Origin of the sequence: Streptomyces sp. NBC_00576 (assembly GCF_036345175.1) — a bacterium.
GTDB lineage: Bacteria > Actinomycetota > Actinomycetes > Streptomycetales > Streptomycetaceae > Streptomyces.
On record NZ_CP107780.1, the window covers coordinates 8,784,261 to 8,796,865 of the forward strand.

12 protein-coding genes are annotated in these 12,605 nt (G+C 71.0%); 10 read left to right on the top strand and 2 right to left on the bottom strand.

What is annotated here, in order from left to right; genetic code table 11:
- Nucleotides 1-92: 92 nt before the first annotated feature.
- On the top strand, nucleotides 93-1,673 hold the full coding sequence (locus OG734_RS38290; protein ID WP_443064989.1) for a hypothetical protein: 1,581 nt from the start codon (nucleotides 93-95) through the stop codon (nucleotides 1,671-1,673).
- Nucleotides 1,670-2,494 carry a hypothetical protein gene (locus tag OG734_RS38295; protein WP_330293942.1) on the top strand — a complete coding sequence of 275 codons (825 nt, stop codon included), beginning with the start codon at nucleotides 1,670-1,672 and terminating at the stop codon, nucleotides 2,492-2,494. Before OG734_RS38290 ends, OG734_RS38295 begins: the two co-directional genes overlap by 4 nt.
- 60 nt (nucleotides 2,495-2,554) lie before the next feature.
- Here the strand turns inward: OG734_RS38295 and OG734_RS38300 are convergent, their stop codons facing one another.
- Complete coding sequence (locus tag OG734_RS38300) at nucleotides 2,555-3,859, bottom strand: DUF1015 domain-containing protein (RefSeq protein WP_330292006.1); 1,305 nt, start codon at nucleotides 3,857-3,859, stop codon at nucleotides 2,555-2,557.
- A 73-nt stretch (nucleotides 3,860-3,932) separates the two neighbouring features.
- Here OG734_RS38300 and OG734_RS38305 point away from each other — a divergent pair, with 73 nt between their 5' ends.
- The 4 genes from OG734_RS38305 (at nucleotide 3,933) to OG734_RS38320 (ending at nucleotide 8,082) form a co-directional block, all read left to right on the top strand.
- Nucleotides 3,933-4,967 carry an HAD hydrolase-like protein gene (locus OG734_RS38305; RefSeq protein WP_330292007.1) on the top strand — a complete coding sequence of 345 codons (1,035 nt, stop codon included), beginning with the start codon at nucleotides 3,933-3,935 and terminating at the stop codon, nucleotides 4,965-4,967.
- A 72-nt stretch (nucleotides 4,968-5,039) separates the two neighbouring features.
- Nucleotides 5,040-6,083 carry a FecCD family ABC transporter permease gene (locus OG734_RS38310; protein ID WP_330292008.1) on the top strand — a complete coding sequence of 348 codons (1,044 nt, stop codon included), beginning with the start codon at nucleotides 5,040-5,042 and terminating at the stop codon, nucleotides 6,081-6,083.
- Nucleotides 6,080-7,153 (top strand): FecCD family ABC transporter permease, encoded by a 1,074-nt coding sequence (locus OG734_RS38315; protein WP_330292009.1) that lies wholly within the window; start codon nucleotides 6,080-6,082, stop codon nucleotides 7,151-7,153. Before OG734_RS38310 ends, OG734_RS38315 begins: the two co-directional genes overlap by 4 nt.
- 68 nt (nucleotides 7,154-7,221) lie before the next feature.
- Entirely contained in the window at nucleotides 7,222-8,082 is an 861-nt protein-coding gene (locus OG734_RS38320) for an ABC transporter ATP-binding protein (RefSeq protein ID WP_330292010.1), read from the top strand.
- A gap of 6 nt (nucleotides 8,083-8,088) precedes the next feature.
- Here the strand turns inward: OG734_RS38320 and OG734_RS38325 are convergent, their stop codons facing one another.
- A complete protein-coding gene (locus OG734_RS38325) occupies nucleotides 8,089-8,436 on the bottom strand; it encodes an SCP2 sterol-binding domain-containing protein (protein ID WP_330292011.1) in 348 nt (115 codons plus the stop codon).
- 42 nt (nucleotides 8,437-8,478) lie between these two features.
- Between OG734_RS38325 and OG734_RS38330 the strand changes: the two genes are divergently transcribed.
- The 4 genes from OG734_RS38330 (at nucleotide 8,479) to recN (ending at nucleotide 12,496) form a co-directional block, all read left to right on the top strand.
- A complete protein-coding gene (locus tag OG734_RS38330) occupies nucleotides 8,479-8,811 on the top strand; it encodes a hypothetical protein (protein ID WP_330292012.1) in 333 nt (110 codons plus the stop codon).
- 7 nt (nucleotides 8,812-8,818) lie between these two features.
- Nucleotides 8,819-9,634, top strand: coding sequence for a TlyA family RNA methyltransferase (locus tag OG734_RS38335; RefSeq protein ID WP_330292013.1), 816 nt, complete (start codon nucleotides 8,819-8,821; stop codon nucleotides 9,632-9,634).
- Nucleotides 9,631-10,536, top strand: a complete 906-nt coding sequence (locus OG734_RS38340; RefSeq protein WP_327693933.1) for an NAD kinase — start codon at nucleotides 9,631-9,633, stop codon at nucleotides 10,534-10,536. The genes OG734_RS38335 and OG734_RS38340 overlap by 4 nt, the downstream gene beginning before the upstream one ends.
- 217 nt (nucleotides 10,537-10,753) lie before the next feature.
- On the top strand, nucleotides 10,754-12,496 hold the full coding sequence (gene recN, locus OG734_RS38345) for a DNA repair protein RecN (RefSeq protein WP_330292014.1): 1,743 nt from the start codon (nucleotides 10,754-10,756) through the stop codon (nucleotides 12,494-12,496).
- The last annotated feature ends 109 nt before the right edge of the window (nucleotides 12,497-12,605 follow it).

Below are 12,605 nucleotides of genomic sequence, written 5' to 3' on the forward strand. Positions count from 1 at the left end.
CAGCGCCCGGAGCGCGCCGGCTAGTCGGCTGCGCGAGAATGACTTGCGGTACCGAAGACAGGAGTCACCCATCATGTCCACCAACTCTCCCGATGAGCGCCCGGAGCGCGACCAGCGCCGCCGGGACAGTGGTGACCGCGGCGACCGCGGCGGGTACCGAGGGGCACCGCGCCGCGACAATGATCGCCGCGACGACCGTGGTGGTTCCGACCGTGGTGGCCGCCCAACGGGTGGTTACGGGCGCCGTGACGACCGGCCGGCGGCCCCCCGTCGTGACGACCGGGGTGAGCGGCCCGCCGGCGGTGGTTTCCGCCGAGACGACAACCGTGGTGAGCGTGGTGGTCCTGCGCGCCGCGATGACCGTCGCGACGGAGACCGTGGTGCTCGTCCCGCTTTCCGGCGTGACGACCGTTCGGACCGACCGGAGCGGTCGGACCGTCCGGCGGGACCCCGTCGCGACGACCGAGGGGACCGTCCTGCTTTCCGTCGGGACGACAGCCGTGGCCGGGACGACAATCGTGGTGACCGCGGGGGCTTTGTCCGTCGTGATGATGACCGCGGTGGGTTCCGTGGGCGCAGTGACGACCGTGGTGGCCGTCCTGCCGGGGGTGGTTTTGCCCGTCGGGACGACCGTCAGGATGACCGTGGTGGCCGTCCGGCCGGTGGTGGCGGCGGGTTCCGTCGCGACGACAACCGTGGTGGTGGCGGTGACCGCGGCGGCTTCGTCCGCCGTGATGATGACCGCGGTGGGTTCCGTGGCCGCAGTGACGACCGCGGTGGCCGTCCTGCGGGCGGTGGCTTCCGTGGGCGTGACGACCGACCGGCAGCCCCCCGTCGCGACGACCGACGTGATGACCGCCGGGACGGAGAGCGTTCCGGCTTCCGTCGTGATGATGATCGTGGTGGGTTCCGTGGGCGCAGTGACGACCGTGGTGGCCGTCCTGCCGGGGGTGGTTTTGCCCGTCGGGACGACCGTCAGGATGACCGTGGTGGCCGTCCGGCCGGCGGTGGCGGCGGGTTCCGTCGCGACGACAACCGTGGTGGTGGCGGTGACCGCGGCGGCTTCGTCCGCCGTGATGATGACCGCGGTGGCAGTCCTGCCGGAGGCGGCGGGTTCCGTGGACGTGACGACAGCCGAGGGGACCGTCCTGCTTTCCGTCGGGACGACAGCCGTGGCCGGGACGACAATCGTGGTGACCGCGGGGGCTTTGTCCGTCGTGATGATGACCGCGGTGGGTTCCGTGGGCGCAGTGACGACCGTGGTGGCCGTCCTGCCGGGGGTGGTTTTGCCCGTCGGGACGACCGTCAGGATGACCGTGGTGGCCGTCCGGCCGGTGGTGGCGGCGGGTTCCGTCGCGACGACAACCGTGGTGGTGGCGGTGACCGCGGCGGCTTCGTCCGCCGTGATGATGACCGCGGTGGGTTCCGTGGCCGCAGTGACGACCGCGGTGGCCGTCCTGCGGGCGGTGGCTTCCGTGGGCGTGACGACCGTGGCAGTCGGCCCGCAGGCGGCGGCGGATACCGAGGACGTGACGACAGTCGGGGCGATGACCGGCGTGGTGGCGGGTTCCGTGACGAGCGTGACCGGGATCGGGAGCCGATCAAGCGGCTGCCGATCCCCGAGGACGTCACGGGCGACGAGATCGACAAGGACGTACGCCAGGAGCTCATGAGCCTGCCCAAGGGGCTGGCTGAGGAGGTCTCCAAGAACCTGGTGATGGTCGCCCGGCTCATCGACGAGGACCCCGAGGGTGCTTACGGGTACTCGCGGGTGGCTCTGCGACTGGCTTCGCGCGTGGCCGCCGTACGAGAGGCGGCCGGGTTCGCCGCGTACGCGACCCAGAAGTACAGCGAGGCGCTGGCCGAGTTCCGTGCGGCGCGGCGGATGACGGGGAACGTCGATCTGTGGCCTGTCATGGCCGACTGCGAGCGTGGACTCGGGCGGCCCGAGAAGGCGCTCGACATGGCCGGGGCGCCCGAGGTGCACAAGCTGGACAAGGCCGGGCAGGTCGAGATGCGGCTCGTCGCGGCCGGCGCCCGGCGTGACATGGATCAGCTCGACGCAGCCATCGTGACCCTGCAGAGCCCCGAGTTGGCCTCCAACTCCGTACAGCCGTGGACCGCGCGACTGCGGTACGCGTACGCCGACGCGCTGTTGGCCGCCGGGCGTGAGGACGAGGCGCGGGAGTGGTTCGCCAAGGCTATCGAGTCCGACAAGGACGGCAGCACGAACGCCTCGGACCGGCTCGCCGAGCTCGACGGCGTGGAGTTCGTCGACGCCTTCGACGAGAACGAGGACGCGGATGAGGTCGAGGTTGAGGTTGAGGACGGAGGCGACCTTGATGACAAGGGCGTCGAGTCTGTCGAGACCGAGACCGAGACCGAGTCCCGCGAGACGATCGCGACTGTTGAATCGGCTGAAACCGTCGTCGGCGGCGACAGCGGCGACAGCCACGATGGTGCTTCGGACGACGTCGTGGGCGACGAGCGCTGACCTGCGATTGCGGTAAGCGGTAAGGGCGGGATCCCGGTCGGGGTCCCGCCCTTCTGCGTTTCAGTGCGCCAAGGTGCGCAGGACCAGGCCCGAGGCCGGTTTGGGGCCGAAGGACGTCGATTTGCGGGGCATCGTGACGCCCTGGCGGGCGAGGTCGCGTACGACCTCCTCGCGGACCGGGTGCATCAGGACGGCCGTACCGCCGTCCTGTTCCGCCTTCTCCACGGTTGCCGCGGTGTCGTGGATGTACGCGATGCGCGCCGGTGAGTCCTCGGGGATGTGCCAGATGTGGGAAAGGAGCGTGGCGTGCAGGACCGTCGCGTCCAGGGTGCGCCAGGCCTGCGGGCGGTCGGCCGGGATGGTGCGGGCCAGGAGGTCCTCGTCCGGGCGGTCCACGAGGTGGAAGGCGCCGTCGCCGGCCAGGAGGAAGGCGTTGCCCGCGGTGGTCGCCTCCGCGAGGGCGGTGAGGGCCTCGGAGAGTGGGACCGCCAGGTGACGTACCCGGAAGTGGCCCTCCAAGGCTGCCAGCGCCTCGGGGACCGGGAGGCCGTGCAGGAGGCGGTGGATCGCGCGGACGCGCAGGGGGTAGCGGGCGGTGTCCACGAGGAGTACCAGGCCGTGGTCCCAGGGACTGGGGGACGGGTGCTCCGCGCGTAGACGCAGATACGTCGCCCAGCGGTGGTGTCCGTCGGCAATGAGGGCCTGGTGATGGGTCAGGTCCGTCTGGATCCCGGCCAGTTCGGTGGGGTCGGTGACCGCCCAGAGACGATGGCCGAAACCGTCCTCCGTGGTCGTCGAGAGCAGCGGGGGGCGGTCGGCCGTGCGTTCGACCACCGCGCTCGTGGTGCACGGCGACGCGGCGGCGGAGTCGTCGCTCCGGTAGGTCAGGAGGAGGGGTTCCAGGTTCGCGTAGGTGGCGCGCATCAGGGCCGCCCGTTCCGCCACCACGTGCGGCATGACGTCCTCGTGCGGCAGGACGACGCCCTCCGACGGCTCCGACAGGCGCAGGGCGCCTATGACCCCGCGCTGGAGGTGGCCGGTCGTGTCGCGCTGCTCGTAGACGTACAGGGCGGGTTCGGGGTCGGCGGTCAGGATGCCCTCGGCCAGCCAGTCGTCCAGGGTGTCGGCGGCCTGTTCGTTTCGGATGGACGGGGTGGCCGCCTGGGGGAGGATCAGCCGGACGATGTTGTGCGGGTCGGCCGATTCGAGGTGTATCAGGCCGTCGGGGCGCACGATGACGTCGTACGGCGGCGAGGTCACGGCGGCCAGGCTGCCGACCCGGTCGGGGTCGTAGCGAAGGCCCCGGAAAGGGGTCAGTTGAAGGCCCATGCGAGCCGGTACGTCCGCGGGACCTGCAGTGTTCATTGGTGCATCGTAGGGCTGTCAGTGGCATGGGGGATGATCGGGGGAAAGCCGGTAGAACGAGGAGCGATGCACAATGAGCCAGACCGTCAGGACGCGGCCCGAGGGCAGTGCGCGGGCCCTCAGTGAGGCGTACGACACGGCGCTGCTCGACCTCGACGGGGTGGTGTACGCGGGGGGCAACGCGATCGTGCACGCTGTCGAGTCGCTCGGGGTCGCGCGGGACGGTGGAATGCGGCTCGCCTATGTCACCAACAACGCGTTGCGGACGCCGGCCGCGGTGGCCGCGCACCTCACCGAGCTGGGCATAGCGACGGAGGGCTCGGACGTCATCACCTCGGCGCAGGCGGTGGCCCGGCTGATCGCCGACCAGGTGCCGGCGGGGGCGCGCGTGCTGGTGATCGGCGGTGAGGGGCTGCGGGTCGCGTTGCGCGAGCGCGGGCTCGAGCCCGTCGACTCGGCCGAGGACGAGCCGGTTGCGGTCGTCCAGGGGTACGGCGGGCCCGAGTTGCCCTGGGGACGGTTCGCAGAGGCGTGCTACGCCATCGCGCGAGGGGTGCCCTGGTTCGCGTCCAACACCGACCTGACGATCCCCAGCGCACGCGGGATCGCGCCGGGCAACGGGGCTGCGGTGGAGGTCGTGCGCATCGCGACCGGTGCCGAACCGCAGGTGGCGGGCAAGCCGTTGCCGCCGATGCACCGGGAGACGGTGCTGCGGACCGGTGCCGAGCGGCCACTGGTCGTCGGGGACCGGCTGGACACGGACATCGAGGGCGCGTTCAACGGGGAGGTCGACTCGCTGCTGGTGCTGACCGGCGTGGCGGACGGCGCACAGCTGCTGGCCGCGCCGCCGCAGCACCGGCCCACCTATGTCGACGCCGACCTGAGGGGGCTGCTGACCGGGCAGCCGGAGGTGACGGAGACGGACGCGGGCGGCGGTTTCCGGTGCGGGGGATGGACGGCGACCGCAGGGGAGGAGCGGCTGGAGCTGGAAGGGGACGGCGAGGCGCTCGACGGGCTTCGCGCGCTGTGCGCGGCGGCCTGGACGGCGGCGGGGGACGGCGTGTGCGCGTTGGACGCGGGGAAGGCGCTGGCGCGGCTGGGGTTGTGAGGACCGCGTGCCTCGGGGGTGCCCTTGTGGACGGGCGACGAGGTTGAACAGAGGGTAGGCTAACCTAATCTCGTGTTGATCGACAGTCCTCCTGAGCAGCGCGCGGAGACCGCCCCCGCACCCCCGAAACGTCAGGCGGTACGGGCCGTTGGACTCCTCGTCTCCGTGGGAATCCTGCTTCTCGTCGCCCTCGCGAGCATCGCGATCGGCGCGAAAGAGCTGTCCCTGGAACAGGTGTGGCACGGCCTGTTCCAGGACTCGGGGACCTATGGCGACGTCGTCGTCGGCGAGCGTGTCTCACGTACCCTCCTCGGACTGCTGGCCGGTGCCGCGCTCGGGCTGTCCGGAGCCGTTCTCCAGGCGCTGACCCGCAATCCGCTGGCCGACCCCGGGCTGCTCGGCATCAACGCGGGCGCGTCGGCCGCCGTCGTCACCGCCATCACCTTCTTCGGCGTCACCTCGCTGAGCGGCTATGTGTGGTTCGCCTTCCTCGGGGCCGCCGCCGTCGGAGCGCTCGTCTGGTTCCTCGGGGGCAGTCGGGGGGCCACGCCGGTGCGGCTCGCACTCGCCGGCACCGCGATCAGTGCCGCGCTCTACGGCTATCTCCAGGCCGTGATGATCACGGACGACGCCGCGCTCAGCAGGATGCGCTTCTGGACGGTCGGTTCGCTGGCCTCGGCCACCGACGACACCATCACGCAGGTCCTGCCGTTCATCGTGATCGGCACGATCCTCGCGCTGCTGCTCGCCCGGCCGCTCAACGCCGTGGCGATGGGCGACGACACCGCCCGCGCCCTCGGCGCCCACCTGACCCGCACCCGCGCGCTGTCCATGGCCGCGGCGACCGTGCTGTGCGGGGCCGCGACCGCCGCCTGCGGTCCCATCGTCTTCGTGGGCCTGATGGTCCCGCACGTCGTACGGTCCTTCACCGGCCCCGACCTGCGCTGGATCCTGCCGTACGCGACCGTGCTCTCGCCGGTGCTGCTGCTCGGCGCCGATGTCATCGGCCGGATCGTCGCCCGACCTGCCGAACTCCAGGTCGGCATCGTCACCGCGGTCATCGGCGGCCCGGTCTTCATCTTTCTCGTACGACGGCGGAGGACGGCGCAGCTGTGAAGAGCAACCTTGTCCGGCCCGCCCGGGCAACAGGCCGGGCAGGCCGTGTCGTACGGACGCCGGGCGGCCTCTCCCTCCGGCTGGACGTGCGCTCGCTGGTCGTCGTCGTGGCGCTGCTGCTGGTTGCGCTCGCCGCGAGCGTGGTGCTGATCGGTACCGGTGACTTCCCGATCCCGGCCGGGGACGTACTCAGGACGCTGTTCGGCGACGGGAACGCGGGCCAGGAGTTCGTCGTCAACCAGCTGCGGCTGCCGCGGGTTCTGGTCGGGCTGCTGGTCGGGGCCTCGCTCGGGTTGGGCGGCGCGCTGTTCCAGTCCATCTCCCGTAATCCGCTGGGCAGTCCGGACGTACTGGGACTGAGCCAGGGATCGACGGCCGGTGCGCTGGTCATGATCGTGCTGTTCTCCGGGAGCGCCGGCGCGGTCACCCTCGGGGCGCTCGTGGGCGGGCTGGTGACCGGGCTCGCCATCTATCTGCTCGCCTGGAAGCAGGGCGTGCACGGGTACCGGCTGGTGCTCGTCGGTATCGGGGTCTCCGCGGTCGTCACGGCGGTCAACGGCTACCTGATCACCAAGGCCGACCTCGTCGACGCGGCCCGTGCGGTCGTGTGGATGACCGGCTCCCTCAACGGGCGGGGCTGGGACCAGGTCCGGCCGCTGCTGTGGCTGTGCGCGATCCTCGTACCCGTGGTGCTCGTGAACGCTCGCGGGCTGCGGATGACGGAGATGGGCGACGACGTGTCGTACGCCCTCGGGGTGCCCGTCGAGCGCGTACGGCTCGTGCTGATGGTGGCCGCCGTGCTGCTCACCGCGGCTGCCACGGCCGCCGCCGGTCCCGTGGGCTTCGTGGCGCTGACCGCACCGCAGCTTGCCCGGCGCCTGACCCACTCGCCGGGCCCGAACCTGGTGCCGTCCATGTGCATGGGCGCCACCCTCCTGGTCGTGGCCGACTGGGCCTCGCAGCGGCTCTTCGGCGCCGATCAGCTGCCCGTGGGGGTGGTGACCGGCGTACTCGGTGGGGTGTACCTGCTGTGGCTGCTGGTCACCGAGCGGAAGGCGGGCCGGATATGAGCAGGCCGACTGCGAGAAGGCCGACTGCGAGCAGGCCGGATATGCGCGGCCCGGAGAACGAGTCGGCCGTGAGCGGCGACTCAGCGAACGAGAGCGTCAAGAAAGGCACCGACACCGTGAACCGCCTGTCCACCGAGAGCGTGACCCTCGCCTACGACCAGCGTGTGATCGCCGAGCGGTTGTCGGTGGAGATCCCCGACAACTCCTTCACGGTCATCGTCGGCCCGAACGCCTGCGGCAAGTCCACACTGCTGCGGGCCCTGTCGCGGATGCTGAAGCCGAGCGAGGGCCGGGTGCTGCTCGACGGGCAGGTCATCCAGTCGATGCCCGCGAAGAAGGTCGCGCGGACCCTCGGGCTGCTGCCCCAGTCGTCGATCGCGCCCGACGGGATCACCGTCGCCGACCTGGTGGGCAGGGGCCGCTACCCGCACCAGGGCATCCTGCGCCAGTGGTCCCACGACGACGAGCGGACAGTCCAGGAGTCCATGGAGTCGACCGGCGTCGCCGAACTCGCCGACCGCTATGTCGACGAACTCTCCGGCGGCCAGCGCCAGCGTGTGTGGATCGCGATGGCGCTCGCCCAGCAGACACCGCTGCTGCTGCTCGACGAGCCGACGACCTATCTCGACATCCAGCACCAGATCGACGTCCTCGACCTCTGTGCCGAGCTGCACGAGGAGCAGGGGCGAACCCTGGTCGCCGTCCTGCACGACCTCAATCACGCGGCCAGGTACGCCACGCATCTCATCGCGCTGCGCGAGGGCTCGGTCGTCGCCGAGGGCGCGCCGGGCGACATCGTCACGGCCGGGCTGGTCGAGGAGGTGTTCGGGCTGCGCTGCCAGGTCATCGACGATCCGGAGACGGGGACGCCGCTGGTGGTGCCGGCCGCGCGCAAGGCCCGTGCCAAGGCGACTGCCGAAGCCTCCTGAGGGCGACTAGAGAAGTTTTCTGAGGCGGAACAGGTCCCGCAGGCCCGCCTCCAGTTTCACCCGGCCCGAGCCCCAGGCCTTCGCGAAGTTCAGCTCGCCGGAGACCATCGCCAGCAGGTCGTCGCCGGACATGGTGAGCCGGATCTCGGCCTTCTCCCTGGGCGGGCCCTGGAGGGTGTCCTGGACCTCGATACGGCCGCCTTGCAGCCGCCCCACGAAGGTGACGTCCAGATCGGTGATATGGCAGCTCAGCGAGCGGTCCAGGGCCGCCGCCTCGCGTACGTCCCCGCTCGCGCCCGCCATGTTGTCCGAGAGCTTGTCGAGTGCGCTGCGGCACTCCTCTATCGTCGCCATCGCGAACGACGGTACCTCAGCGGTTCGAGGTAGCGTCAGGGCATGAACGACTCAGTGCCCCTGGCCGAGGGCCCGGAGGAGACACCGGTTCCGGATTCGGCTTCGGACGCGGGTTTGGACGTGGCTCCGGCGGCGGCCGTCGAACCCGAGGCCGACCCCGCCGCCCCGGCCCCGCTGAACATTCCCCGCGCCGCCACGGGCAACGCGGACGTCGACGCCCGGCTCGACCGGCTCGGTGACGCCGACCACCTCGCCACGGACGGACATGTGGAGGTGTACGAGGATGTACACCGGGGGCTGCGCGACGCGCTCACCGCGCTCGACGCCCGCCCGGGACCTCCGGCGCCCCCGACGACGTACGACCCCAGGAGCTGAACCGAACGTGGCAGGAGTGGCACGCCGCCGTCTTGACGCCGAGCTGGTGCGGCGGAAGCTCGCGCGCTCGCGTGAGCACGCGAGCCAGCTGATCGCCGCCGGGCGGGTCACCGTCGGCAAGACCGTCGCGACGAAGCCCGCCACCCAGGTGGAGACCGCCGCCGCGATCGTCGTCGTGGCCGACGACAGCGATCCCGAGTACGTCTCCCGGGGTGGCCACAAGCTCGCGGGCGCCCTGGCGGTCTTCGTACCGCAGGGGCTGAAGGTCGGTGGACGGCGGGCGCTGGACGCCGGCGCGTCCACCGGCGGATTCACTGACGTGCTGCTGCGCGCCGGTGCCGTGCACGTCGTCGCCGTCGACGTGGGATACGGACAACTCGCGTGGTCTCTCCAAAGCGATGAACGCGTCACCGTCAAGGACCGTACGAACGTACGCGAGTTGACGCTCGAAGCGATCGATGGGGAACCAGTGGATCTTGTCGTGGGGGATCTGTCCTTCATCCCGCTCGGTCTCGTGCTGCCCGCCCTTGCGCGGTGCGCGGCACCTGATGCCGACCTGGTGATGATGGTCAAGCCGCAGTTCGAGGTGGGGAAGGAACGGCTGGGGAGTGGAGGAGTCGTACGCAGTCCTGAACTGCGTGCCGAGGCGGTACGCGGAGTTGCCGCCCGTGCCGGGCGGTTGGGGCTGGGTGTGCAGGGCGTGACCGCCAGCCCGCTGCCCGGGCCGTCGGGGAACGTCGAGTACTTTCTGTGGCTGCGGGCCGGCGCACCTGAACTCAACCCGGCCGATGTTGACCGTGCAGTGGCGGAGGGGCCTCGTTGACTCAGACCCGAGATCGTACTGTTTTCCTGCTCGCCCACACCGGGCGGCCGGCCGCGATCAGAAGTGCCGAACTCGTGGTCCAGGGGCTGGTGCGCTCTGGACTCGGGGTGCGGGTGCTCGCGGCGGAGGCGGCCAACCTGCCGTTGCCGCCGGAGGTGGAGCTGGTCGAGGAGGCCACCGCCCAGTGCCTCGACGGGTGCGAGCTGCTCATCGTGCTGGGCGGCGACGGCACGCTGCTGCGCGGCGCCGAGTTCGCCCGGGCGTCCGGGGTGCCGATGCTCGGCGTCAACCTCGGCAGCGTCGGCTTCCTCGCGGAGGCCGAGCGTGACGACCTCGACAAGGTTGTCGACCGGGTGGTGACGAAGGCGTACGAGGTCGAGGAACGGATGACCATCGACGTCGTTGTCCACCAGAACGGGAACATCGTGCACACCGACTGGGCGCTGAACGAGGCGGCCGTGCAGAAGGTGTCCGCGGAGAAGTTGCTCGAGGTCGTGCTGGAGATCGACGGGCGGCCGGTCACCGGGTTCGGGTGTGACGGCATTTGTCTGTCGACGCCTACTGGATCGACCGCCTATGCGTTCTCCGCCGGTGGGCCTGTGGTGTGGCCCGAGGTGGAGGCGCTGCTGATGGTGCCGATCAGTGCGCATGCGCTGTTCGCGAAGCCGTTGGTGACGTCGCCGGATTCTGTGCTTGCTGTGGAGGTTCTGCCACACATTCCGCCGGGTGTGTTGTGGTGTGACGGGCGGCGGACTGTCGAGTTGCCGCCCGGGGCGCGGGTGGAGGTTCGGCGGGGGGCTGTGCCGGTTCGGTTGGCTCGGCTGCATCATGCTTCGTTCACGGACCGGCTTGTGGCTAAGTTCGCGTTGCCTGTTTCTGGGTGGCGGGGGGCCCCTCACTAGCGCGGTTTGTGGGGGGTGGCTCGGTCTCGTTGGCGGGTGCGGGTGCGCTGTGGTTGTTCGCGCCCACGCGGCGGAGCCGCACATCAGATACAGCCCCGCGCCCCTATCGGGCCGCTTCCACTCCCCTGGGTGATAAGTGAAGGCCGATTGTCATTCGTTACCTGCGGGTTCTCTCTTTCGAGGTGGGGGGCGTCGCACACGGGGTGGCTGACCTCGTATGGTCGTGTTCGTGTTGGAGGAGATGCGGATACGGTCGCTCGGCGTCATCGACGATGCGGTCGTCGAGTTGTCGCCAGGCTTTACCGCCGTGACCGGTGAGACCGGTGCGGGTAAGACCATGGTCGTGACCAGCCTGGGGCTGCTGCTCGGTGGGCGGGCTGATGCGGCGTTGGTGCGGATCGGGGCCAGGAACGCGGTCGTGGAGGGGCGGATCTCCGTGCCTCCGGGCGGGTCGGCCGTCGTACGGGCAGAGGAGGCGGGCGCCGAGCTCGATGACGGGGTGCTGCTCATCAGCCGTACCGTTTCCGCGGAGGGACGTTCGCGGGCGCATCTGGGCGGGCGTTCCGTGCCTGTGGGTGTGCTGGCCGAGCTGGCCGACGAGCTGGTGGCCGTCCACGGGCAGACCGACCAGCAGGGGCTGCTCAAGCTGTCCCGGCAGCGGGCGGCGCTCGACCGGTACGCGGGGGACGCGGTCTCCGCGCCGCTCACCAAGTACGGGGAGGCGTACCGGCGGCTGCGGGCCGTCGCGAACGAGCTGGACGAGATCACCACGCGCGCGCGTGAACGGGCCCAGGAAGCCGGCATGCTGCGGTACGGGCTCGACGAGATCGCCGCTGTGGAGCCGCGGGCCGGTGAGGACGCCGAGCTCGCCGAGGAGGCAGAGCGGCTCGGGCACGCGGAGGCGCTGGCCTCGGCCGCGACCGTCGCCCACGCCGCCCTCGCCGGTAACCCGGAGGACCCCGAGGGCATCGACGCCGCCACGCTCGTCGCGGGCGCCCATCGGGCCCTGGAGTCCGTACGGTCGCACGACTCCGCCCTGGCTGCGCTCGCCGACCGGATCGGTGAGGTCGGCATCCTGCTCGGGGACGTCGCCGGGGAGCTGGCGGGGTACGCCGACGACCTGGACGCCGATCCGCTGCGGCTGGCGGCCGTCGAGGAAAGGCGGGCCGCGCTCACCGCGCTGACGCGGAAGTACGGCTCCGGTGTCGCCGGAGTACTCACCTGGGCCGAGGAGAGCGCCGCGCGGCTGCTCGAACTCGACGGCGACGACGAGCGGATCGGTGAGCTGACCGCCGAGCGGGACTCGCTGCGCGGCGAACTGAGCGGGATGGCGCAGGCGTTGACGGACGCGCGGACGGAGGCCGCCTCGCGGTTCGCGGCCGCCGTGACCGCCGAGCTGGCCTCGCTGGCCATGCCCCACGCGCGCGTGTCGTTCGACATCCGCCAGACCGAGGACCCGGAGGGCGTCGAGGTCGACGGACGTACCGTCGCCTACGGGCCCTCCGGTGCCGACGAGGTCGAGCTGCTGCTGGCCCCGCACCCCGGGGCGCCCGCCCGGCCCATCGCCAAGGGCGCGTCCGGGGGTGAGCTCTCCCGCGTGATGCTGGCCGTGGAGGTCGTGTTCGCGGGGACCGATCCCGTGCCCACCTATCTGTTCGACGAGGTCGACGCCGGAGTGGGCGGCAAGGCGGCCGTGGAGATCGGCCGGCGCCTGGCCAAGCTGGCGAAGAGCGCGCAGGTCGTCGTCGTGACGCACTTGCCACAGGTCGCCGCGTTCGCCGACCGCCAGCTGCTGGTGGAGAAGACCAACGACGGGTCGGTGACCCGGTCGGGCGTGAAGGTACTGGAGGGCGAGGAGCGGGTACGGGAGCTGTCGCGGATGCTGGCCGGGCAGGAGGACTCGGAGACGGCGCGGGCACATGCGGAGGAGTTGCTGGCGGCAGCGCGGGCGGACGGCTGACGTTCGAACAGCTGACGTTTAGTGGGGTCTCTCTCACCCGGGTGAGTGACCCGACCCACTCCTCCATGGTTCGGAACACCCGTACGTACTGGCATCCTTGAAGGAACAC